The sequence below is a fragment of the Desulfovibrio inopinatus DSM 10711 genome (genome assembly GCF_000429305.1).
Taxonomy (GTDB): Bacteria; Desulfobacterota; Desulfovibrionia; order Desulfovibrionales; family Desulfovibrionaceae; genus Alteridesulfovibrio; species Alteridesulfovibrio inopinatus.
This window is the reverse complement of record NZ_AUBP01000001.1, coordinates 257,215-281,764: the sequence shown is the minus strand read 5'-3', so window position 1 is coordinate 281,764 and position 24,550 is coordinate 257,215. Positions and strand designations below refer to the sequence as shown.

Sequence of the window (24,550 nt, the reverse complement as noted above, 5' to 3'; positions counted from 1 at the left end):
GTCCCCCTTATTGTAAAAACTTCAGGATTTGCGACGGAGTAATAAGCCGACCGTCGATACGGTTGATTGTCCGAACGCGGGCTCCCCCATTATTCACTCGCTTCACCTCGCGCGAAATCTGTCCCATATTCAGCTCAGGAACAATAATGGTTTTGGCTGTGCGCATAAGTCGTTCCACGGCCTTTCGGGGAAAAGGATACAACGTTTTCAGCTTGAGCAACCCAGCGTTCACGCCGGCTTCGCGGGCCTGAGCCACGGCAAGTTCCGCCGATCGGGCGACCGATCCATAGGCCACCACCGCGACGTCCGCGTCGTCTGTACTCACCGTTTCGGTTATCTGCACGGTTCCATAATCCTGGTCGATTTTCCGAAAGAGCCGCAACATCCCAGCCTCGACCTCTTCTGGTCGTTGTGTTGGGAATCCGAGGTTATCATGCGCTAGACCGGTCACATGGAACCGATATCCCGATCCGATGGCTGGCATCGGCGGAACACCGCGTACAGTTTCTTCAAACGGCTTGTACCATTCAGGTGGAACCGATGGAACAATACGCGTGACAATCTCGACATCATCCGCTGTCGGCAGCGTAATCTTCTCACGCGTATGTGCTGTCACTTCGTCGAGAAGCAAAATAACGGGCGTTCGAAATCGCTCGGCCATATTAAACGCCGTCAACGTCATCTCCAAGCATTCGGCAACGCTCCCGGCCGAGAGAACAATAATAGGATGATCGCCATGCGTTCCCCAACGTGCTTGCTGTACATCGCCTTGCGCTGGTGATGTTGGAAGTCCGGTACTTGGCCCTCCGCGCATCACATTAACAATCACAAGCGGCGCTTCAATCATACAGGCATACCCGATAAGTTCTTGCATCAGGGAAAATCCCGGTCCCGAGGTGGCCGTCATGACCTTACGGCCGGCCAATGACGCACCAATGCATGCACCAATGCCTGCTATCTCGTCTTCCATCTGTAAAAAAACACCGTTTTCAATTTCAGGAAGACGCTTGGCCATTCCCTCCATGATCTCTGAGGAGGGGGTAATCGGATACCCCGCATAAAATCGACAGCCAGCGAGCAGCGCGCCTTCCACCACGGCCTCATTTCCCTGAATGAACACTTCTCGTTTTTTGGGAGGACGCCGTCTCCCGTTTCCAGATGATTTACGAGAAGATGCAGTACGTGATGTATCGTGAACAGCCTTCGCGTCTGTCGCTTCAATCGACGGCGTCGATTCTGTGTTGACGGACGCGACTTCTGCCTGTTTATCACGGGGGGTCGGCGTTTCACTCATACCGTTCTCCATTGGTTGCCGCCTCTGTTTCACGCAAAACTGTGGCTCCAGCGGGCTCTTCATCGCGGGGTTCGATGGATATGGCAAAATCCGGGCAATGCATTTCACAGAATCCACAATTGATACATTCGTCCTCACGAACAACCCTGGCCTTTCCGTTGGGGCCGAGTTCGATAGCTTTGACTGGACAGAACGCTGCACAAATACCACATCCCTTACACCAGTCGGGATAAATAACGACTCTGGTCTGACCTTTTTTCTTCATAATATAGAGGGGATAGTGTTGAGCGCCAAACCATGGCACTTTTTCCGGTCGTCACCATGGTCTTTTCGGTTTACGCCGGAAATCTACAGTCACTTTTCAAAAGCGACGCACTGGCCAGTGTAATAACGCGTCTATACGCTTTCACTTGCAATTAAACAATTCGAATTACAGAATATGACGCGAGATTCAATCAGCGTCAAGGCCACACACGACTATTTCTTGCATGTAATATATTCCACATATTATATTGCAATACGAAAGATAAACATTTACGTTAAAAAATACACATAGGAATCTGGCCAAAACAACCAGCATTCTGCAGACAGACCATTCAAAACACAGACGATGTCTTGACAAAGCGATAATTATTGTCAACAATTCGACGCTTTCGTAACATCGTTTAATAGCGGTGCCATCCACTACAAATTGCTGGCACACATAAAATTATGCGCAAGGACCGTTTCGCATGGCCATGATCGAATTTCACAATGTGAACAAGTGGTACGGGGATTTTCATGTCCTCAAGGATATCAACGAAGAAGTCGAACAAGGTGAAGTCTTGGTCATATGCGGTCCGAGCGGTTCAGGAAAAAGCACCCTCATCCGGTGTGTCAACCGACTCGAAGAATACCAGAAAGGTCACATCCTTATTGAGGGTGTCGACCTGCACTCGCCCACCGTGGATGTCAACGACCTGCGTTCGCGCATTGGTATCGTTTTTCAGCAGTTCAATCTGTACCCACACCTCACTGTTCGCAAGAACATCACGCTGGCTCCCATCAAAGTTAAAAAGGAAAACCCCAAGGATGTGGACGCACGAGCCATGGCGTTGCTCGAACGAGTAGGTATCCATGACCAAGCCGACAAATATCCGGCCGAGTTGTCCGGCGGTCAGCAACAGCGTGTCGCGATTGCCCGTGCCCTGGCCATGCAGCCCAAGATCATGTTATTTGACGAACCGACATCTGCCCTTGACCCAGAAATGATCAACGAAGTGTTGAATGTCATGAAAGATCTGGCTCGGGAGGGCATGACCATGCTTTGCGTCACCCACGAAATGGGGTTTGCGCGCGAAGTCGCCGATCGCGTTATTTTTATGGACTACGGCCAAATTCTTGAAGAAGGCCCACCTGAAGAATTCTTCAAGAACCCCAAACACGAGCGGACGCAGCTTTTTCTCAAGGAAATCCTCTAGCGAGATTTTTCCCCCAAAGAGATGTGCCAAAAACGGCAAAAAATACAAACTCGGAGGTCCATATGAAAAAACTGGCGCTGATGCTGACTATGTTCTGCCTTATCCTTGCCATGGCCATTCCTGCTCTGGCCGGCAGGCTCGAAGAAATCGAAAAACGAGGCACGCTCATTTGCGGCGTCAAAGACACGGTGCCCCAGTTCGGGATGGTCGATGAAAAGACCAAACAAATTGTCGGCTTTGATGTTGATATGTGCAAAATCATTGCGGACAAGCTTGGTGTAAAGCTTGAGCTCAAGCCCGTTACATCGGCGACCCGCATTCCCATGCTCGCACAAGGTCAAGTGGATCTCGTCGCCGCGACTATGACCCACAAAAAAGAACGCGAAGAACAAATCGACTTCTCCATCACCTACTTCAATGCTTCCCAGAAGCTGCTCGTCAAAAAAGGCTCCGGAATCAAAAGTGTTGCCGACCTGAAAGGCAAAAAAGTCGCTTCGGTCAAAGGTTCCACGTCGGAAAAGAACGTGAAAGCCGCCCAACCCGATTGCACGGTTATCTCGTTTGAAAACTATCCTGAAGCCTTCCTCGCTCTTAAGCAAGGCAAAGCGGTTGCCGCCACCACGGACGACGTCATTCTGGCCGGCCTCATCGGTGCCGATGACAATCCCGATGAATGGGAAATCGTTGGCGAACCCATTTCGGCCGAACCGTATGGCCTGGGTGTTCCCGAAAACGACTCCGATTTCCGTGACGCCGTCAACGTCGCGCTGATGGATGCCTGGGAATCCGGCGCATTCCAGAAGGCATACGACAAGTGGTTCGGTCCTAAATCCAAAACGCCGCTTCCGTTGACCTGGACGCTCGAACTCTGGCCGTAAATTAAACACCTCTTCTCCGACCGACCGATTTTATCGGTCGGTCGGCTTTCTTTCGACATCCGCGACCAGGTCAAAAGCGTGTTCATGCTTTTGACCTGACCGCCGGTATCGAAATCGAAACGGCAAAACTCGCAAGCGGTGGAGAGTCACTTGAATTATCAGTTTAATTGGTCACTCGTTTTCAGTGGTGAATACGGGCAATGGATTATTGACGGGCTGATTATCACCCTCAAAATCTCAGCCATATCCATTGTCTTCTCTCTCGTGCTTGGCACAATGATCGCGGTGATGCGTCTCACCAAAGTCAAAATACTGAAATGGATCGCTGTGGCGTATACGGAGTTTTTTCGCAACACGCCGCTCCTTGTCCAGGTTTTCTTTTGGTACTTCGGCTCATACACAGTATTACCCGACGCCGTGAACAAATGGCTCTATGAACAAGACTTCGAGTTCGCCGCTGGGGTCATTGCATTGACCGTCTATACGTCGGCCTTCATTGCCGAAGAAATCCGCTCGGGTATTTTTTCCATCCCCAAAACACAGCTCGAAGCCTCCCGCGCAACTGGCCTGACATTTCTCCAAGCCATGCGCTATGTCATATTGCCCCAAGCATTCCGTATTATCATACCACCCATGATATCCCAGTGTCTCAACCTCATTAAAAACTCATCACTCGTCATGACCATTGGCGTTATGGACCTGACCTACATGGCCAGACAAATCGAATCCTATACATTTCACGGATTCGAGGCATTCACGGTGGTAACGTGTATCTATCTCATGATTTCGCTTGTCGTCTCTTTTGCGATCACGCAATACAACAAGCATGTCCTCTCTAAAATTCCGATGTATTAAAAAAGGGGCGACTCGTGCACTGGGATGTTGTTTGGAACAATATGAGCTATTTTCTGATCGGGGCCTATCCCAACGGCCCGATCGGTGGACTTGCGCTCTCCATTCTCCTCGCATTGGCGGGGGTCTTCGGAGCATTTTGGTTAGGCCTCCTCATCGGCCTGTTCCGCATGTCCAGAAACAAACTTCTGAAATATACGGCATTAGTATATATTGAGATCATTCGTGGAACGCCGATTCTCATGATGATTTTCTGGTTCTATTTTCTCGCTCCAATTCTGCTCGGTCAAACGTTACCGGAAACCCAAAGCGCACTGATTGCTCTCATTATCTTTACGAGTGCCTACATTGCTGAAATCGTCCGTGCCGGCGTTGAAGCGCTCCCTAAAGGACAAAACGAAGCCGCTCGTGGTACAGGTCTGAGCCATTACCAGACCATGCGATATGTTATCCTGCCTCAAGCGCTTTTCAATATGATCCCCTCGTTCGTAAACCAATTTGTCAGTCTGACCAAAGATACGTCACTGGCGTTTATTATTGGCGTCAACGAACTGACCAAAGTGGCAACGCAAGTCAATAACCGAACGATGAATGCACCTTTCGAAATTTTCATCACCATCGCCGTCCTCTACTTCATCGTCTGCTATGTCCTCACCGAACTGAGTCGACAACTCGAAAAGAAAATCAATCGTTACCAAGCTCGGAATCGATAGATATGTACAAGGGCACGCCCTTATCTCTTCTGCCCGCACAAGGAAGGCTCTTTCGAGAAAAGCCTTCCTTCACAATACCAGGGGACAGGCAAACGTTGAATCCTTCACAGACCTTCCGCCATAGAAAGAACTTACTTGAACATATCTCGCACAATTAAACATTATGACTAGATACGTGTTGACTCTCTGGAGTTTTTATTGATATTGATTATCTTGTTCATTGGGAACTTCTTTGGTTATTGCTCTTTCGATTTGGGTTTCTGTTATAGGGGGCCGTGTTATGCGAGGACACGGCCCCCTCTTTTTACAGCACATGGCGGGGATGATGCTCACGACAACGCTCGCTCGGTGTTTTTTGCCATCACGGATATTTCACAGTGTTTTTTCTGATTCTATGTTGACTCAACGAAATTTCATTGATATTGATAATCTTATTCATTTGGGTTGCCTTTAGTCTTACTCCTCTTCGGTTTTAGGTTATATTCCCGTTGTGAAGGGCTGTGTTAAGCGGAAACACAGCCCTTCTTTTTTCTATTTTCTCTCATGGAATGAGTCGAATTTCGAGGACATGATGTATATCGCCGTCAGATTCCGGTATATTCCTTCAACTACACACTATTTTGCTCGGTCTCGCTGACGCTGTCATCCGAGTTTTAAATAACTGGAAGTATCAGCTTTGGCTTACGAAAATATATGGGAAAAAGGGACAGGCGAATTTGAGAAAAAGAATAAAAATCGCTTGTAGGAAATGCAGATCAATATAATACAAGCAAATAACGTTGAGAAATCCTTGGAAGAATGTCTTGAAGTTGCCAAATGCATGCTGTAGAGGCGAACTTATGACGATATCCTGGCGCGCCCTGGTCTTCCTGGGCATCATCTATGCGTGTCTTTTCTTTACGTACTATTGGCTCGTTTTGAAAAACGATATGTTCTTGCTCGGGCTCACCAATGAAGACCGGATGCGCGAATATTTGAACCGCGCGTACCCCGGGCGATCACTCTCCCCTCGGGAACGACGGGCTCTTCATGAGCGTGCACGAGCAAGTGTTCTTCATACACGTCAACGTTTCATCAAACGCCAAGCCAACATCATTGGTATAGCCGGATGCCTGTTTGTTTTGTTGCTATACGTTTTCTCGTCGTATGTGAATTGGCACCCCGTTCCAGTCAGTTCGTTTTGGGATTTCTTGAAAAGCTTTCTTCCATAAAAAAAAGCCACGATCATGAAACGATCATGGCCCTTTGAGCGTGTATTTTCACCGGTACATTATCCAATTTGCGAAAATGCATACGGTAACAATTCATATCCCTTGTCGATATGGAGACCGGTTTCTTGTGCCGTGCGTTCCGTGAATGCCGACACACCGGAAGCAGGCAGGCCCTTAGCGTGCAAGAAAAACGGTACCGGGTCTTTCGTATGTGTTTTCACGGCAATGGGGGTAAAATGATCGCAGCATACGAGCACGGCGGCATCGGGAAAGGCTTCGCTCAATGGTGCCGCCACCAATTTATCGAACCGAGCAATTGACTCGATCTTGTCCTCAATCTGCCCACCATGGCCGCACTCATCCGGTCCTTCCAGGTGAACAAAAACAAAGTCTCCCCCGCCATTCAAAAAAGATATGGCCGCATCGACCTTGCCTTGATAATTCGTATCAAGCAGTCCTGTCGCGCCGGGAATATCAATCACATCCATTCCCGCGGCTCGGCCAAGTCCTTTAATAAGATCGACCGCCGAAATGACCGCACTACGACGACCAAACAAGTCCGCAAACTGCGGCAATCGCAAGGCCTTGCCTTGTCCCCATGGCCATAAGTTTGTCACGGCTCCAGCATCGGAGTGCTCGGCCAAAACGCTCGCAGCGCAGTTGAGATACGCAAGCAAACGAGGACTTTGCGCATATACCGCGTAATCACGATCAATAGGTTGATCCGTAATGTCATGCGGCGGCCGAATATCAAACTGCGCTTCCGGTGCCGATGCGCCGCCCTTTTGCACGAGAAGGTGTCGGTACTGCACCCCCGGAATAAACTCGAAGGTCTCGGAACCACATGCATTTGCCACAGCGTTCACGAGCACACGCGACGTTTCTGTGTGGATGTGTCCACCGGAGTAATCGCGCATGATTCCATCCGGACCAAAATTATCGATGGTGACGAGATTCGTACGCCAAACAACATCGTCTTCTTTAAGTTCAAGCCCTTGGGCGGCCGCTTCAATGGGGCCTCGACCGGTGTGGTAGGTCTCGGGATTAAATCCCAACAATGCCATATTGGCGACATCCGACCCCGGCGGCATGGTCTCGGGAATCGTTGCACAGGTGCCCACCACACCCTCTTTGGCCAAACGGTCCATAACCGGAGTCTTTGCTACTTCAAGCGGCGTTTTTCCGGATAACGACTCTATGGGCCAGTCCCCCATTCCATCAGCCAAGAGAAACAAAAATTTCTGAGACATGCCAAAGCTCCTTGCGTGGGAAATTGGACGTGTTGTGCAGTGTTTTGGCGAGGAAGTCAAAACTGCTCATAACACCAAGCAATACAAGACAAAGCTGCAACAGATCTCGTATAATCATATGAAAGAAAAACTTACCTCTTTCCGATATCCCACCGGTGAGACAGTATTTTTTTCTTCATCGTCGGCTTGACCTTTCTGAAAACCAAGGTACAAGGAGCATTGGTCAATGCCATACGCATATTGCGCTTGTTCTTTGGGGAAAGAACATATCTCCCCCAAAAACATCAAGGAGGAAACCATGACCATACTGAAACGACTTGCCGTGTTCGCCATTGGCCTCATCTTGGCGCTCAGCCTTGCGGCGTGCAGTGACGAAAAGAAAGAAGGGCCGGCTGAAGAAATGGGCAAAAAGATCGATCAAACCATGGATCAAGCCCAAGAAACAGCCAAGGACATCCAGAAAGATCTGACCGGGGAAAAAGGCCCCGCGGAAAAGGCTGGCGAAAAAATCGACGAAACGATGCAAGAAATGCAAGGGAAAAAAGAGTAATCTTTCTTCTTAATACATTCCAAATGAAAGGCCGGGGCATGCCCGGCCTTTTTTCTTCTTCAACAGCTAATTCTCATTCTCCAACAATATCGGCAACAATGGTGCCACAACATTCGGCGTCACTGTCGGCGTTGGCGTTGGAGTCGGCGTTGGAGTCGGTGTCGGTGTCGGTTCCGGATCAGGGTCCTTGTAGTCGAGCAGAACGGACTGGCTGACAACATTGGCGGAAAACGTAGCCTGTGCCAATCCTGCACCGGCAAATGTCACCTGATAACTCCCTATATCAACAGGAACAGCATATCCCCCGGCATCACCAGTGACAGCATAATATGTTCCGGTGTCGGGCGTCACACTCACGCCGGCGATGCCTTCGCCGGGATCGTAGACATCATTGCCGTTTGCATCGGTCCACACCGTTCCGACAATAAACGTATTGAACGACGATGACGTCGTCCACGCTTTGCAATAATTTTCCGTCACCACGTTGGGGCCAACACTCTTGCCGGATTCGGTGACAGGCACCATGGCAATGCCGACATTAAACAAATCCCCGGCGCTACTCATTTTATTCTTTCTATGCCCTCGTCCGGTTTGCATGCCTGTGCCATCGTTTCCACCCCAATCAATATTGAAACCGGCATGGGCGTAGACAGGTCCATCGGCGTAGGAAAAAACATTTCCTCCAATAGCTGCCCACGGAAACCCCGAGGCCGTCACCAACTCAAATTGACCGGTATGATCTTGTGCATCACGGGCGATAAGATCAAGGCTGTGCTCATACGCGGCCTGGTATAAACGATTGTCAAACGCCGCGGGCCCTTTTTGTGGCAATGCGGCGAATTCAGACTGCATGACTCCAATATTGACGTTAAAATAATTTATGCTGGATATCACGTCAGCGTTGCCGGTATTAGCAAGGAACACGCCTTCCTGTGTGGGATTGGATCGAGCACGATTCAACAACCAGAGCATTTGCTGTTCGTTGCCGTCGGGATGACTGCCGTCAGCCGTCTTATGATAGGTCCATTCGGTAGAAGGAGCACGTGTTCCTCCAAGTCGAACACTTCGTGATGGGCCTGTCTCGGGATTTTCCAGATATGGCGGATCGGGCTCGGGTTGTTCTTGTGCCCATGCCGGCAAGCCAGGCATCCACACTCCTAAACACCATGCAAAGACTGCCATTATATACTTCAACTGCATTTACCGTTCTCCTTCAAAAGTAACACATCAAACGGTTCTCGGGGGTGAGCTCCAAGCGTCAAGTTGTTCCTGAAGATATTCATGAAACCGCGCAACATGGAGTCCATCAACCAAGGCATGGTGCGCCTGGACTGCAACAGGAACCAACCATTTCCCATTGTCTTGATGAATCTTTCCCCACACAACACGGGGAGCACAATCACCGGCATCACCATACACCTGATGCAGACTCGTAAACACGGTCCAAGGTGCGCAACTCAGATAAAGATAATCATCACGGCCCATCCCGCAATTATAGAGTTCAGTTTGTTGTTGCGCTTCCTCCATCGCGTGTGCGCAGCGTGGCTGAAAGACATTCCAATCAGGGTCATGGTCGAAGCAACAGAACGCAAAACGATCCCCGGAAATGGGTGCGGTAATTCCCGGATGAATCCGATCATGTTCCACAACGCGTTGTCCATTGTCCCGCATGCGTTGCCGCATTTCCGGAACGGCATTCGCGGCTTCCATAATAGCGTATAATACCGCTTGAAACGGTCTGACGCCGGCCGGTTTGGCAACCGTCATGACGGCGTGAGCATCAAGATTGACAGTCAAACTATACTGCGGATGAGCTAATTGCCGAAAAAAATCATATATTGATTTCCTGGGCCAGGTCGTCACATCAATTTCTTTCATGCCCCTTCCTTTTTGATTAAACGCTCTTGGAACACCAGGCTCCATTCTCACGCATCATGCGTTATTGTCGCTCTTTGTTGATGAGCAGGCTATGCCATAGCTGCGAAAAAACCAAAAGAGAGTCTCCCAAAACGGAATCGCTCTCACATTGGACGTCATTTTTTCAATTTTGCCTCATGACTTCAATTTGTTATGGTTTCTTTGTTTTGACATGAAGGAGGTCTGGTATGGATGCCATGAATTTCAATTTTCTTTGCGCTTCACCCACTATGCCGCAAAATCGAAGCGTAGCCGTTATCGGAGCCGGTCCATCCGGTTTGGCCGCGGCCGGATATCTTTCATGCTTAGGGTACCAAGTCGACGTTTATGACAAACTGCCCAAGCCTGGAGGACTCATGCTTTTCGGCATTCCGAGCAGCCGAATTTCTTCCGAACGAATCGACCGCGGGGTCAAAAATATGTCTAAACAGTTTGGCGTCAACTTTCATCAAAACGCCAAAATCTGTTGCAGCGCCCCTATGCACGACGAAGAAGGCGACCATTTTACTGCCGATGTCATTGGACTGCGCGATCTTGTGACACGCTTCGACGCGATTATGATTGCCACCGGTGCATGGAAATCCAAAACACTCGGTATTGAAGGAGAAAACCTTCCCGAGGTGTTTACCAGTCTCCGTTTTCTTTTTCCTATTCGCGCCGCCCATTACAACACCGACCGCGTCCACATGCCCGATATTTGCGGCAAGACTGTGGCCGTTATCGGCGCTGGTCATTCAGCGGTCGACGCTGCCGCTGAAGCGATTCGTCTTGGAGCGGGTACGGTGCATCATCTTTACCGACGTACAAAAGCGGAAGCCCCATGTGGCTCCCATGAAATCGATCAACTCCAAGAGCTCGGTGTCCTCTGGCATGAATATATGACGCCCTTGCGCATTCTGGGTAACACACACGTCGAAGCCATTGAACTCAGCCAGAAAACCGCGGGCCCACCCGACGAATTTGGCAAACGTCGACCTCTTCCCGAGAGCGAACAAACGGTCACGTTTCCTGTCGATATTGTTATTACGGCTCTTGGCGAAGTCTCAACACCTCCATTTGCCGAAGAATTGGGATTGGGGAATGTACGCAAAGGCGATGTGCGTTGGCTACACATGACAGCTATCGACAACGTCTTCGTTGCCGGTGATGCGCTGACCGGACCAAGCAAAATCGGCAAGGCAATTTACTCGGGACTTCGAGCGGGTAGATCCTTGGCAAACTGGCTTGACCTGCACGCTGTGGGACGGGAAAGCGAATTCAAGGATAATGAACGCATCAATGACGAAGCCGATCGCTTTCCTGGTGGACAATTTCGTGATCGCCCGCAATTGCCGAAAAGAAAATGAGAAACTCGAAGCATATTTCAAAAATTCATACAGAAATGCTCTCCTTATTCCACTGGAGATCTTTTTTCATCACTCTCTATAGTGAGCAATACTATGTCCCAGAAAACGCTCTTTATTGACTATTCAAAATGTATTGGCTGCGAAACATGTGAATACATCTGCCGGTTTGTTCACGATACGCCACGTATTCACATGGTCCGCACGACATCGGGCATGATGGCTCCCCTGTACTGCCGTCACTGCGAGGATCCGAAATGCGCCAAGGCCTGCACTAAAGGCGCCTTGGTTCGTGATAAGGACGGTGCACTCATTCTCCAAACCATGCTGTGCCGCGGCTGCACGACGCGCAACTGTCTGTTAGCCTGCCCCTACGCGGCCCTGCTTGAGACCGACAAAGGCGTCATGATTGCAAAATGTGACTTATGTGCCAAACGACGCCACCTCGGCATGCTGCCAGCTTGTGTCGAGATGTGCCCGTGTGGTGCCATTCACTATATCGATCGTGAAGAGCTTGGCGAGTTGGAAACCGCAGAAGCCAAGAAAGCACATGATCTGTTGAGAAAGCACATCAGCAACCCTTAGTTTGGCCTCGCACCAAAAGGAAACAATACGCTATGCATCGCACGCTGTACAAGCTTCGACATTTTATATTGGTGTTCCTCCTGTTCTCATGTGCAAGCTCCCTTCCGTGTCATGCAGCACCGATCTCAGCCGATATGGCTCGCATTGTGGCACAAGGCTGGCTTCATCTTGACGCTACACCGTTGGGCCGAGCTGCAACCGATCAGCTTTCTCAACAGGTCCAGTCCTTTCAAGATACTCAAGGGCGTGTACTCTATCACGTCGTCACGCTCAGTCCACACGGCGTCATCATCGTTGCCGGCGATGATTGTCTCGTTCCAATTATTGCATGGCTGCCTGAAGCGACGCAATTTGACGACGATTCGACCAATCCCCTCTTCATCTTCTTGCACAACGATATACAAGACCGGCTGGCGTTTGCTCAAAGCAACGTTCTTCGAGAAAAATACATTCACCCCTTATGGAAAACATTGCAATCCGCTGCACTCAGTCCTTCCTCACGAACGATCAACAGCGATCCAACAGATCTCCGTGTCGCGTCGTTTGTTCAATCCACATGGTCGCAATCGACAATATATGCTTACGAGGACTCTACATACAAACTTGTTCCTCTCTACAATTATTACACACCAAATAATTATGTCTGTGGATGTGTGGCGACAGCCATGGCACAACTCATGCGATATCACCAATATCCCACGACAGATATTCCGATTCGTAGTTTTGACGTGACCGTGGATGATCAGCCGGAAATGCTCACGTTGCGAGGGGGAGACGGTGTCGGGGGACCATATGTCTGGGACGACATGGTACTCTCGCCCGATTCTTCTATTACTGAAACACAACGTCAAGCGATTGGTGCATTGACATATGATGCAGCGGTGTCTGTAGAAATGAATTTCGGAGAATATTCATCCAGCGCGAGTATATACACCGCTTCCAATGTGCTTCTCTCTATCTTCGGTTACGGGAATTCCGTCTACTCGTATGACTCAAATAACTTTGGGAGCAACCTCAAAACGATCCTCAATACCAATTGTGATGCCAGACTTCCGACACTTGTCAGCATTCGCCGTTCGGGAGGAGGACATGCTGTCCTCTGCGATGGGTATGGTTATCAACTTTCTGTTCTCTACCATCATCTGAATATGGGTTGGGGAGGATCAGACAACGTGTGGTACAATCTTCCTGATATCGATACGACACAATACGATTACACAGCGGTTGACGCGCTTGTGTATAATGTCTTCCCGACCGGGACAGGGGAAATCATTAGCGGACGCGTCACAACGTCATTGGGAACACCAGTGCAGAATGTCGCCATAACAGCAACGGCCAGTGGGGGCGGACAATATACAGCAATCACCGATGAGAATGGCATATTTGCATTGGTCAACGTTCCATCATCTTCTCCAGTCAGCATCCACGCGCAATCCGATACCTATACGTTTGAAGACCAACAGGTCACGACCGGACATTCCAGTTATTGGTCTATCGGCAATGTGTGGGCTGCCGACTTCACCGCTACGAAGACATTGGATTCAACAGCATTGCTTTCGGCATTATTTATTGCACTGTTTGATTAAAAAGGAGGTGGCTCCATGGGACTGGTGGAATATCTTAACGATGAACTCACTCGGGCTGCCAATCCCGTGGATGCCGCCGCGATGCAACGGTATATGAAGACGGATCAACCATTTTTCGGGATCAAAACACCACAACGAAAAGCTATATTCAAACAGGCGCAAAAATCCTTTCCCATAACCAGTCGCGACGAATATGAACAAACAATCCGTACCTTATGGGCAGGAAGCCACCGTGAGCACATGTACCTCGCCTTGCACGTTGCCGAAGAGACCAAAGCGTTTTACGATGCGCAGAGTTGGAATTTATATGAAGATCTTGTCAATACGGCATCCCATTGGGATACACTCGACTGGCTGGCGACGCGAATTGTCGGCATGATTCTTCTTGATCAACGCACATTCGAACCGACGGTCGAAGTATGGGCGGGCGCACCGGGACTCTGGGTTCGAAGGGCTTCTCTCCTCGTCCATCTCAAACATCAAGACCGTACCAACGTGCCACTGCTTGAACGCACAATACGTAAACTCGCACACGAAAAAGAATTCTTCATCCAAAAAGCTATCGGCTGGGTGCTCAGGCAATATGCTCGAACAGATCCACAGTATGTTCTCAAATTCGTTGCCGAGCATGCAACGCTCCTCGCCCCTTTATCGCAACGTGAAGCCCTGAAACACCTCTCACGATACCCCCTCACCGTTCACCGATGATATTTTTTACCGTTCACCGATTCGCAACGACCGTTTGCCGAAAAAGATCCCCACTTTTTCTCATAACGATATATACAGGTTGTCGGACGCGAGGATTTTGATACTCTTGGGTGGACATCCCACACATCACATCCTCGGCATGGCCAGGGGGTAAACTCAAATCGTTTTGGGATCGGGGGCGATCCGAAAATGACGGAAGGCAGGACGCCGTATGGCTCGAACTGAAGAACTGGATGCCTTGCTCAAAGAAGAACGGGTGTTTCGTCCCCCGTCAAGACTGGTGGTCGGTGCCAACGTCGGGCCGGAAGAATATGCAGCATCGCTCAAAGTGGCCGACGACAATCCATTGGTCTATTGGGAACGCGCCGCACTTGAGCTTGCCTGGTTCAAAAAATGGGATACGGTGCTTGATGAGACACATGCACCGTTTTATCGCTGGTTTGTCGGAGCCCAGTGCAACATTGTGTACAACGCTCTGGACCGGCATGTGGACACCGCTGTCAAAAACAAATTGGCACTGTTATGGGAAGGTGAACCCGGAGATATCCGCAAATTTACCTATTACGAGCTTTATCGCGAGGTAAACCGTTTCGCGAATGCAATGCGTTCGCTCGGCGTCGGCAAAGGGGATAAGGTCGTCATATACATGCCGTCCATTCCCGAAACAGTCGTCAGTATGCTGGCTGCGGCAAAAATCGGGGCCGTGCATACCGTTGTTTTCGGGGGGTTTTCAGCCAAGGCACTTCGTTCGCGTATCATCGATGCAAAAGCCAAATTGGTCATTACCGTCGATGGATTTTATCGCAACGGCCGCGTCATGAACCTCAAAACCATTGTCGACGAAGCGTTAATCGACTGCTCGGCGCAGTGCCCCGATACCGTCATTGTCGTCCGACGGGCCGGTATTGATGTGGAAATGAGCGAACCGCGCGATTTGCGTTATGAAGATCTCGTTCGTCAAGAGCGTCCCGAAGCCCTGACAGAAGTCATGGATGCAAACGATCCCTTGTTTCTTTTGTACAGCTCGGGAGCAACGGGAACTCCCAAGGGAATAGTCCATTCGCATGGCGGATATATGGTCGGGGTCAATCGCAGCTTGTCCTGGGTCTTTGATATCAAGCCGACTGATATATTTTGGTGTACAGCCGATCCTGGTTGGGTCACCGGACACAGCTATCTTGTGTATGGCCCACTGCTGACCGGGGCATCCATCGTCATGTACGAAGGACACCCGCTCTACCCACAGGCTGACCGTCTCTGGGATATGGTGGAACGTCATGGTGTCACGACCTTGTATGCGACACCGACCCTCATCCGCATGTTGATGCGTTACGGCTCGCGCTATCCCCAGCGTCATGACCTGCACACATTGCGATTGCTCGGAACGGTGGGGGAACCAATAAGCCCCGAAGTATGGGTCTGGTTTCATAAACATGTCGGCCGCGGCGAATGTCCGTTGCTCGACACTTGGTGGCAGACCGAAACCGGTATGTTCATGATTGCGCCATTGCCCATATCACTGCTCAAACCCGGATCGGTCGGACGTCCTCTTCCCGGTATAGAAGCGGATGTCGTTGACGGCAAAGGGAACCCCGTCCCCCCGGGAAAAGGCGGCTATCTTGTCATCAAAAAGCCTTGGCCAGGCATGTTGTCGGGTCTTCTTGGCGACGAAGATGCCTATAAAGATGCCTACTGGACGAAAATCCCCGGCATGTATTTCGCCGGAGACGTCGCGAGGAAAGATGAAGACGGCTTTTTCTGGATTCAAGGGCGTGCAGACGATGTCTTGAATATTGCCGGGCATCGCCTGGGAACAGCCGAATTCGAAAGTGCCCTGGTTGCGCATAAATTTGCCGACGAAGCCGCTGTCATCGGGATTCCCGACGCTGTGAAAGGCGAAGCGGCCAAAGCGTTTATCGTACCGGCTGCAGGCTGGCAGGATGTTTTCGCCAGCCGCGAAGAACTCATTGTAACACTGAAAGACCATGTTCGACGTGAACTCGGGCCTGTAGCCTCCATCAAGGCTGTGGAGCTCGTTGAAACACTGCCGCGCACACGCAGCGGTAAAATCCTGCGTCGCGTGTTGCGCGCACAGGAACTCGGCCAGGAAGTGGGCGATCTGTCCACTCTGGAGGAAAACGATCCCGACAGGCCTTTGATGCCTGAGGAATAACGATCAAACAACGAGGGAGCGCTATGTCTGAAGATCGTATTGAAAGTCTGATGAAAGAAGGAAGAACCTTCGAGCCGCCTACGGAGCTCAAAGCCGGGGCGCACGTCAAAAGCATGGATGAATATGAAGCCATCTACAAGCGATCCATAGACGACCCCGAAGGATTCTGGGCAGAACGCAGCGAAGCGCTTCTCACATGGTTCAAGGAATGGGATACCGTTCTTGAAGCAGATATGGACAAGCCTGAAATCAAATGGTTCTCCGGCGGCACACTCAATGCGGCCTATAACTGCCTGGATCGCCACCTTGAGACCCGCGGTGATAAAACCGCCATTCTCTGGCAGGGCGAGCCCGACGAAGACGTCCGTCATATCAGCTACAAAGAGCTGCATGCCGAAGTCTGCAAATTTGCCAATGTGCTCAAATCCAAAGGGGTACAGAAAGGCGATCGCGTTGCTCTTTACTTACCCATGGTTCCCGAATTGGCCATGGCGATGCTCGCCTGCGCTCGCATCGGAGCCATACATAGTGTAGTCTTTGCTGGATTCTCGTCACATAGCCTGCAAAGCCGTATTGAAGATTGTGAAGCCAAGGTACTTGTGACCGCCGATGCTGTGTTGCGTGCCGGCAAAATCATTCCGCTCAAGAAAAACGTTGACGAAGCCCTGAGCAACGGGTGCCCGACTGTGACAAGCAATATCGTCGTCAAACGTGGTGGCAACGATGTCATCATGACAGAAGGCCGCGATGAATGGTGGGACGATGTCATGGCGGCAGCTTCCCCGGAATGCGCCTACGAAGAAGTGGAGTCGGAAGATACGCTCTTCATTTTATATACGTCAGGATCGACCGGAAAACCCAAAGGCGTCGTGCATACCACAGGTGGTTATCTCACTTATGCCGCGCATACGACACAATGGGTTTTCGACTTGCGCGAAGATGATATGTACTGGTGTACGGCCGACTGCGGATGGATCACCGGACATACGTATATCGTGTACGGTCCCTTGGCGCTTGGTGCAACGTCCATCATGTTTGAAGGCGTGCCGTCCTATCCTCATCCTGATCGTTTTTGGCAGATTGTCGAAAAATTCAAGGTATCCATCTTTTACACCGCTCCCACTGTCATCCGCGCACTCATGCGTGAAGGCGTGGAATGGACAGAGAAAAACGACATGTCCTCACTGCGTATTCTCGGTTCGGTGGGTGAGCCGATCAACCCTGAAGCGTGGATGTGGTACCATGATCACATCGGTTCCGGAAATCTGCCTGTTGTCGATACCTGGTGGCAAACAGAAACCGGCGGCATCATGATTTCGGCGCTGCCCTATGCGACACCGCTGAAACCGGGTTCGGCCACCAAACCCTTGCCCGGTATCGACGCAGCCATTCTGACAGCCGAAGGCGAAGCAACGGAACCCAACGAAGGCGGCCTGCTTGTCATCCGCAAACCGTGGCCCGGTATGTTGCGCATGGTGTTCGGCGACCCAGCTCGCTACAAATCGACCTATTTTGAACGCTTTCCCGGCATGTACGAAGCTGGCGATGTGGCACGATGTGATAAAAGCGGCTATTTCTGGATTCAAGGTCGCGCCGATGACGTGGTCAACGTTTCCGGTCACCGACTGGGCACAGCGGAAATCGAATCTGCCCTTGTTTCCCACCCGGCCGTTGCCGAAGCTGCTTGTGTCGGTATGCCCCACCAGGTTAAAGGGCAGGCGATTTACGTCTATGTCACGCTGAAAGCTGATATTGATGAGTCTGACGAGCTGCGTAAAGAACTGAAAATGCATGTTCGCCAAGAAATCGGCCCCATCGCGACCCCGGAAGTCATTCAGTTCGCTTTGGGACTGCCCAAAACACGCTCAGGCAAAATCATGCGCCGCGTGCTGCGAAAAATCACCACCGGTGAAACATCGAACTTCGGCGATACCTCCACCCTGGCCGATCCGTCCGTCATTACGGATCTCATCGAAGGGAAGGAAGAGTTGATGAGTTAAGAGAACGAACAAAGCAAAGAGCTCTTGCTTTCGGCGGCTGGGGAGGATCGTTATCTCCAGCCGCCTTTGTTATGCAAACTGCAGAGAGAATTCTCTGCGTAGTCTTTCGCTTATGGCGGTAACAGTTGCAACGGCGGCTTCACCTATCCGCAACACTTTTTATATTTCTTCCCGCTTCCACACGGACACGGATCGTTCCGACCAACTTTCACACTGCTGACCGGAGCGGTCGGCGTCGATTCGTCAAGATACTTGGTCGTCCCATCGACATAAAGCCAAACACCTTGACGTTTTTTAAAACGGGCTTTTTCGTGAATGCCTTTGGCTTCGCCGTCTTTTTCAAACCGAACGACGAACTCCACTATACCGGACGCGTCACCAGGGCCACCAGCCTTTGTTTTGAGAACAGTCAGGCCCTTCCAGACGACGCCTTTGTTCCATTCATCAATATCTTCCTCGGCCATTTCCTTTCGTAACGGGAGATCGACCGTACGTACGAGATGTTCAAGGTTGCTTTTCACAAAGGCAGAGTAGCGAGAGCGCATAACGGCTTCCGCCGTTGTTCCAGTCGTCTCACCCGCAAGAAGAGGGCCGCAGCACGAAGCAAACTCCGCACCCGAGCCACAAGGACATGATTCAGTCATATGCATTCCTTTTCAGTGAAATATGAAGGCGGAGATTTCCACAGGAAGGTATTGCAGGTCAAGATGTCGGTCGAGAGGTCGGCATTTATGTCCACCCTACTATACAATATCCAACGATAATCCCAATAATACTTAAGCCTTATGGCACATTTTTGATTAAATCAATTTAACAGTACGATTTGTCGCACTCGACACAGAGCCATACGTATTGTATTTTTATAGGTTATCAACAATCTCCTCTTCTTCCCCAGACAGTAAAATACTCTTGACTCACATGTTAACAAGCGTTAATTAAAGGCATGCAAAAACGTTTTGAGACAGAAGTACGTCGAGAGCAAATTGCCGATGCAGCCTTATCAATCATTTTTAACGAGGGCGTCAGTGGTGTCACGGTACGCAAAGTCGCGCAAAAAGTCGGTTTTTCTGCACCAGCACTCTACCGACATTACAAAGGAAAATCCGATATTCTTCTTGCCGTTCTTGAAGACCATTTCAGTGTTCTTTTCGTGCTCATGAAAGAAGCCAGACAAAAAGAAAACGCTTTAGAGGCTCTGAAGTTTTTTTATTTCGCATACATAGACCTTGTTCGAGCGGGTCGGTCGGCACTCCCGATCTTTATCTCGGAACATGTTCGCTTCAAGGAATTGAAAATAGCTGATGCCATTGACGAATTTCACGACGCAATTCGTAATATCATTATCGAAATTCTCCAAGAGGGGCAATCGGCGACGATAATACGCAACGATATATCTCACGAGGAATTATTTATCCACTATATCGGACTGCTTATCACTCCGGATCTACTGTTCAGCCATCACAAACCTCTCGACCTCAGCAAACAATCGCAAGCAAGCTGGACATTGTTTTCAAAAGCCGTCTCAACCTAACTTCTTTTTTTTACCCCAAAAGTAAACGGTCGTTCACCTGGGCCTTCCATTTCAAAAAAAACATAACCTGCCAAAAATACGTACCGGAGGTTTCTATGTTGGTTTCATCTCACTTCCAGCAATTCTTTCGTTTTATCCTGCTGCTGTGCCTTGGTTGCGCTTTGACTGCCTGCGCGAGTGAAGGAGCGAGCCAGGATAAAGAGGTTGGCAAAAAACAAGCGCCGCCACCAGAAGTCGTGACGGAAACGATTGCAACCCGCGACATTCCACTTGAATTATCCTTCATGGGACAAACGGCTGGTTCACGTGAAGTCGAAATTCGCGCCCGAGTTGGGGGAATATTGCTGCACCGTTACTATGTCGAAGGCAAGGCGGTAAAAAAGGGCGATATCATGTTTGAAATCGACCCTGCCTCGTATGAAGCCGCGTTAACCAGAGCCAAGGGCACTTTGCACCAAGCGGAAGCACAATTGGGGCAAGCCGATCGCGACCACAGACGATATGCACAACTGTACAAAGAAGGGGTCATCGCACGCAAAGACCTGGATGATGCCATTACAACGCTGGATACTTCCCGAGCCAACCTTGAACAGGCACGTGGCGCCTTGCGTGAAGCTGAACTCAACTTGGAATGGACGCGGGTTGAAGCCCCCATTTCCGGTATGACCAGTCAGGAAACCCGTTCAGAGGGAAGCCTTATTGTTGCCGGCACGGATAGCAGCCTGTTGACCACGATGGCAAAGGTTGATCCGGTCTACGTCCACTTTTCCATGTCCGGCCCCGAAGTCATGCGACTGCGTCGCCAGCGTGCCGAGGGCAAAGTCGCCATAGCTGGGGAAGGTGATTACGTTGTTCGCCTCATTTTTCCCGACGGCAGCGAGTACCAAGAGCCCGGTCGGATTAACTTTACGGACACCCAGGTGGATGAAAAGACCGGCGTCGTCAAAGTGCGTGCCGTCTTCCCGAACCCCGATTCCGAAGTGCTTCCAGGTCAGTTCGCTCGTGTGAAACTGGAAGGCGCGTATTACGTCGATGCCATAAGCATCCCGCAAACATCGGTACTCAATACGCAACAGGGGAACATGGTTTGGGCTCTGGATAACAACAATGTGGTCCAACCCCGTATGATCACGCTCGGTGAAACCGTTGGCAATACCTATCTTGTCGAAAAAGGCCTGAACATTGGCGACCGTATTATCACCGAGGGCGTGATTACAGTTCGTCCAGGAGTGACTGTCCAACCCAAATTAGCTGAATCCGAATCGAAATCGCCCCCGGCAGCCGCAGCACCACAAGCGAAATCCGCACCAACATCAGCCACCTCTGAAACGAAGCCTGCACCGGCATCGACGGAGGCCCGTTCATGATTTCCCGTTTTTTTCTGGGTCGCCCTGTTTTTTCCATGGTCATCTCCCTGGTCATTCTTTTGGCTGGGGCGGCAGCCATGACATCCTTACCCATTGCACAATATCCTGAGATTGTTCCTCCTGAGGTCAATGTTGCGGCCGTCTATCCAGGGGCCAGTCCAGAAGTCATTGCCTCCACCGTTGCCGCTCCCCTGGAGCAAAAGATCAACGGGGTGGAAAACATGTTGTACATGCGCTCTACGAGCGCCGGTGACGGAACGCTTTCAATGAGCATTACCTTCGCCGTTGGCACTGACCCGGACCAAAACACCATCAACGTCAACAACCGCGTCCAGGCTGCACTGACCTCCTTGCCGGAAGAAGTGCGCCGCCAGGGCGTCACCGTTACCAAAAAGTCCTCCAGCATTCTCCAGGTCATCGCATTTTATTCACCAAATGGCCGGTACAACTCGGTCTACATGAGCAACTACGTTCTGGTGAACATCATTGATGAACTGAAACGTCTCCCTGGTGTCGGTGATGCCAACATTTTCGGTGCCAAAGACTATTCAATGCGTGTCTGGCTGCGACCGGATAAACTGGCCCAGCTTGATCTCACCCCGACGGATGTTGCCAATGCTATTTCTGAACAGAATGCGCAGTATGCCGTCGGCCGTATCGGCGCGGAACCATCCGATCCCAAGAATCCTGTGGCCATGAACTATATGGTCACAACCAAAGGCCGACTTCTTGATCCGGCCGAATTCGGCAACATCATTTTACGCGCCCTCCCCGATGGATCCATTCTGCGACTGAAGGACGTTGCGCGAGTGGAACTGGGGGCCAAAGATTACAACACCATTACGAAATTCACGGAAAATCCATCGGTCGTCATTGGGATTTACCTCTCTCCTGGTGCCAACGCACTGCAGACGGCGGACTTTGTCAGAGCCAAGTTGGCGGAGCTCAAATCCCGCCTCCCCGACGGAATCTCCTATAAAATTCCTGTCGATACAACGACGTTTGTCCGTGTGTCCATTGAGGAAGTCGTGCATACCCTCGTTGAGGCCATGATCCTTGTCTTTCTCGTGGTATTTCTCTTTCTGCAGAACTTCAGGGCGACACTCATCCCCTGCCTGGCGGCCCCAGTTTCCATTGTGGGGACATTCGCCGGGATGTACGCGTTAGGATTTACCATCAATACCTTGACGCTGTTCGGGATGGTTTTGGCTATCGGAATTGTCGTTGACGATGCCATCGTTGTCTTGGAGAACGTCGAGCGCATCATGACCACCGAGAAGCTCTCCCCGAGAAAAGCGACGGCCAAGGCCATGGATGAAGTCTCCGGACCAGTCATCGCTATCGTCCTTGTGCTGTGCGCCGTTTTTATCCCAACAGCCTTCATGAGCGGTTTAACTGGTCAGATGTACAAACAGTTTGCGGTTACGATTGCGGTTTCGGTCATCATATCAGGTCTTGTCGCGCTCACGTTAACACCGGCATTGTGCGCCATGTTGCTGAAACCGACGCATGCCAAACCCAATGTCGTCTTTCGCGTGTTTAACAAGGTTTTCGACGGTATCACCTCCGTCTATTCCGCAGGCGTTGGCTTCCTGGTGCGACGATGGGCAATCGCCCTCCTGCTCTTTCTCGGCCTGTGCGCCGCCACGGGATACATCTTTACCCAAACCCCCGGTGGATTTGTTCCCGACGAAGACCAGGGCTATGTCATTGCGCTCAACATTCTTCCCGAAGGCACGGCCTTACCGGCAACGGAAGAAGCGGACGACACCCTTGATAAGATGAATATCAAAGACCCCTCGGTTCTGGATATCGTTTCCATTACCGGTCTGAACCTGCTTTCGTTTACCAGCCAATCCAACTATGGCACATCGTTTATTCCGCTCAAACCGTGGGATGAACGCAAAAAAGAGAGCGAAAGTTCCTTTGCTTTGGTAGGACGCATTTTTGGACGTGGTGCGTCTATCCCCAAAACCATGACGCTCGCATTCAACCCCCCGGCCATTTCGGGTATGAGTACAACTGGTGGTTTTGAAGGATATCTCCAAAGCCGTGGCGATGCCGATGTTGACACGCTGGCAGCCATGGCCGCCAAGCTCGCGGCAGAAGCGAATAAGCGCCCAGAGCTTAGCCACATCACGACCACGTTCCGCACAAGCACGCCACAATTCCATATCGAGCTTGATCGCGAGCGCGCCAAAGCCTTAGGTGTTCCCGTCAGCGATGTGTTTGCCGCACTCCAGGCGACATTCGGCGCATATTACGTCAACGACTTCAACAAGCTCGGCCGAACCTTCAAAGTGCAGATTCAATCCGAAACCGAATTCCGCGATCGGCCTGAAGATTTGCACGATGTGTTTGTTCGTTCAAACACCGGTGAGATGATTCCCCTGACCGCGTTGGCGACGATTGAACAGAGTTCCGGCCCTGAAGTCATGGAACGATTCAACGTTTTCCCGGCCGCCAAAATTATGGGCGGGCCGGCAGATGGGTACACATCGGCTGAAGCCTTGACGGTTATGGAACAGGTGGCCAAAGAGGTGTTGCCCCCAGACTATGCCCTGACCTGGTCGGGATCAGCCTACCAGGAAAAAGCGGCGCAGGGCTCCTCTCTGCTCATCTTCGGCATGAGTATCATTATGGTTATTTTCATTCTCGCTGCGCAATACGAACGCTGGTCGTTGCCACTTGCTGTAGTTCTCGCCGTCCCGTTCGCTCTGTTCGGTGCCATTTTAGCGGTGTATTTCCGTGGCTTGTCGAATGACATCTATTTTCAGATTGCGCTTGTTACTCTTATCGGGTTGGCTGCAAAAAACGCCATTCTAATCGTGGAATTTGCGGTGATTCAGGTCAAGGAAGGGGTAAGTATCGACGCAGCGGCCCTCAAAGCGGCAAGCCTGCGCTTTCGCCCCATTATCATGACCTCATTGGCATTCATCCTCGGTTGTCTGCCACTGGCCATTTCCACCGGCGCTGGAGCGAATAGCCGGCACGCGATCGGAACCGGCGTTATCGGAGGCATGCTCGGCGCCACCGTCATTGCCCCCCTCTTTGTGCCGGTCTTCTTTAAGATCATTATGCGTATGGCTGGCTTGAAGAAGACGGAGACCGAGGAAGAGTAGAAACACAAAA

Annotated in this window: 21 protein-coding genes; 15 read left to right on the top strand and 6 right to left on the bottom strand. The window is 50.8% G+C overall.

The window, feature by feature from the left end; translation table 11 throughout:
- Positions 1-7 precede the first annotated feature (7 nt).
- Both G451_RS0101195 and G451_RS26825 read right to left on the bottom strand, forming a co-directional pair.
- A complete protein-coding gene (locus tag G451_RS0101195) occupies positions 8-1,294 on the bottom strand; it encodes a 2-oxoacid:acceptor oxidoreductase subunit alpha (RefSeq protein WP_084448298.1) in 1,287 nt (428 codons plus the stop codon).
- Positions 1,287-1,559 carry a 4Fe-4S dicluster domain-containing protein gene (locus tag G451_RS26825; protein WP_034640347.1) on the bottom strand — a complete coding sequence of 91 codons (273 nt, stop codon included), beginning with the start codon at positions 1,557-1,559 and terminating at the stop codon, positions 1,287-1,289. Before G451_RS26825 ends, G451_RS0101195 begins: the two co-directional genes overlap by 8 nt.
- A gap of 466 nt (positions 1,560-2,025) precedes the next feature.
- Here G451_RS26825 and G451_RS0101185 point away from each other — a divergent pair, with 466 nt between their 5' ends.
- The 5 genes from G451_RS0101185 (at position 2,026) to G451_RS0101160 (ending at position 6,408) form a co-directional block, all read left to right on the top strand.
- Positions 2,026-2,754 (top strand): amino acid ABC transporter ATP-binding protein, encoded by a 729-nt coding sequence (locus G451_RS0101185; RefSeq protein ID WP_027182835.1) that lies wholly within the window; start codon positions 2,026-2,028, stop codon positions 2,752-2,754.
- Positions 2,755-2,816: 62 nt separating this feature from the next.
- Positions 2,817-3,632 carry an ABC transporter substrate-binding protein gene (locus G451_RS0101180; RefSeq protein WP_027182834.1) on the top strand — a complete coding sequence of 272 codons (816 nt, stop codon included), beginning with the start codon at positions 2,817-2,819 and terminating at the stop codon, positions 3,630-3,632.
- 150 nt (positions 3,633-3,782) lie between these two features.
- Positions 3,783-4,487: an amino acid ABC transporter permease gene (locus G451_RS0101175; RefSeq protein WP_027182833.1), complete on the top strand. Its 705-nt coding sequence runs from the start codon at positions 3,783-3,785 to the stop codon at positions 4,485-4,487.
- Positions 4,488-4,501: 14 nt separating this feature from the next.
- Entirely contained in the window at positions 4,502-5,197 is a 696-nt protein-coding gene (locus tag G451_RS0101170; RefSeq protein ID WP_027182832.1) for an amino acid ABC transporter permease, read from the top strand.
- 839 nt (positions 5,198-6,036) lie between these two features.
- A complete protein-coding gene (locus G451_RS0101160) occupies positions 6,037-6,408 on the top strand; it encodes a hypothetical protein (RefSeq protein WP_027182831.1) in 372 nt (123 codons plus the stop codon).
- 59 nt (positions 6,409-6,467) lie between these two features.
- Here G451_RS0101160 and G451_RS0101155 read toward each other — a convergent pair whose 3' ends face one another.
- Complete coding sequence (locus G451_RS0101155) at positions 6,468-7,658, bottom strand: cofactor-independent phosphoglycerate mutase (protein WP_027182830.1); 1,191 nt, start codon at positions 7,656-7,658, stop codon at positions 6,468-6,470.
- Between the two features lie 298 nt (positions 7,659-7,956).
- Between G451_RS0101155 and G451_RS26820 the strand changes: the two genes are divergently transcribed.
- Positions 7,957-8,208 (top strand): hypothetical protein, encoded by a 252-nt coding sequence (locus tag G451_RS26820; protein WP_156921466.1) that lies wholly within the window; start codon positions 7,957-7,959, stop codon positions 8,206-8,208.
- Between the two features lie 66 nt (positions 8,209-8,274).
- Here the strand turns inward: G451_RS26820 and G451_RS0101140 are convergent, their stop codons facing one another.
- Entirely contained in the window at positions 8,275-9,408 is a 1,134-nt protein-coding gene (locus G451_RS0101140) for a hypothetical protein (RefSeq protein ID WP_156921465.1), read from the bottom strand.
- A 27-nt stretch (positions 9,409-9,435) separates the two neighbouring features.
- On the bottom strand, positions 9,436-10,086 hold the full coding sequence (locus tag G451_RS0101135) for a CatA-like O-acetyltransferase (RefSeq protein WP_027182827.1): 651 nt from the start codon (positions 10,084-10,086) through the stop codon (positions 9,436-9,438).
- Positions 10,087-10,313: 227 nt separating this feature from the next.
- On the opposite strand from G451_RS0101135, the gene G451_RS0101130 reads away from it, so the two are divergent.
- The 6 genes from G451_RS0101130 to acs (G451_RS0101105) all read left to right on the top strand — a co-directional run bounded on the left by G451_RS0101130 (position 10,314) and on the right by acs (G451_RS0101105) (position 18,520).
- A complete protein-coding gene (locus G451_RS0101130; RefSeq protein WP_027182826.1) occupies positions 10,314-11,471 on the top strand; it encodes an FAD-dependent oxidoreductase in 1,158 nt (385 codons plus the stop codon).
- Positions 11,472-11,564: 93 nt separating this feature from the next.
- Positions 11,565-12,053 carry a 4Fe-4S dicluster domain-containing protein gene (locus G451_RS0101125; RefSeq protein ID WP_027182825.1) on the top strand — a complete coding sequence of 163 codons (489 nt, stop codon included), beginning with the start codon at positions 11,565-11,567 and terminating at the stop codon, positions 12,051-12,053.
- A 32-nt stretch (positions 12,054-12,085) separates the two neighbouring features.
- Positions 12,086-13,639, top strand: a complete 1,554-nt coding sequence (locus G451_RS0101120; protein ID WP_027182824.1) for a C10 family peptidase — start codon at positions 12,086-12,088, stop codon at positions 13,637-13,639.
- Positions 13,640-13,654: 15 nt separating this feature from the next.
- Positions 13,655-14,347, top strand: coding sequence for a DNA alkylation repair protein (locus tag G451_RS0101115; RefSeq protein WP_027182823.1), 693 nt, complete (start codon positions 13,655-13,657; stop codon positions 14,345-14,347).
- Positions 14,348-14,558: 211 nt separating this feature from the next.
- Positions 14,559-16,520 carry an acetate--CoA ligase gene (acs, locus tag G451_RS0101110; RefSeq protein WP_027182822.1) on the top strand — a complete coding sequence of 654 codons (1,962 nt, stop codon included), beginning with the start codon at positions 14,559-14,561 and terminating at the stop codon, positions 16,518-16,520.
- A gap of 23 nt (positions 16,521-16,543) precedes the next feature.
- On the top strand, positions 16,544-18,520 hold the full coding sequence (acs, locus tag G451_RS0101105; RefSeq protein ID WP_027182821.1) for an acetate--CoA ligase: 1,977 nt from the start codon (positions 16,544-16,546) through the stop codon (positions 18,518-18,520).
- Positions 18,521-18,663: 143 nt separating this feature from the next.
- Here the strand turns inward: acs (G451_RS0101105) and G451_RS0101100 are convergent, their stop codons facing one another.
- Positions 18,664-19,164, bottom strand: a complete 501-nt coding sequence (locus G451_RS0101100) for a YchJ family protein (RefSeq protein ID WP_027182820.1) — start codon at positions 19,162-19,164, stop codon at positions 18,664-18,666.
- Positions 19,165-19,463: 299 nt separating this feature from the next.
- On the opposite strand from G451_RS0101100, the gene G451_RS0101095 reads away from it, so the two are divergent.
- The 3 genes from G451_RS0101095 (at position 19,464) to G451_RS0101085 (ending at position 24,540) form a co-directional block, all read left to right on the top strand.
- Positions 19,464-20,051 (top strand): TetR/AcrR family transcriptional regulator, encoded by a 588-nt coding sequence (locus G451_RS0101095; protein ID WP_027182819.1) that lies wholly within the window; start codon positions 19,464-19,466, stop codon positions 20,049-20,051.
- A gap of 95 nt (positions 20,052-20,146) precedes the next feature.
- Entirely contained in the window at positions 20,147-21,418 is a 1,272-nt protein-coding gene (locus G451_RS26815) for an efflux RND transporter periplasmic adaptor subunit (protein WP_084448296.1), read from the top strand.
- Positions 21,415-24,540: an efflux RND transporter permease subunit gene (locus G451_RS0101085; protein ID WP_027182818.1), complete on the top strand. Its 3,126-nt coding sequence runs from the start codon at positions 21,415-21,417 to the stop codon at positions 24,538-24,540. Before G451_RS26815 ends, G451_RS0101085 begins: the two co-directional genes overlap by 4 nt.
- Positions 24,541-24,550 lie beyond the last annotated feature (10 nt).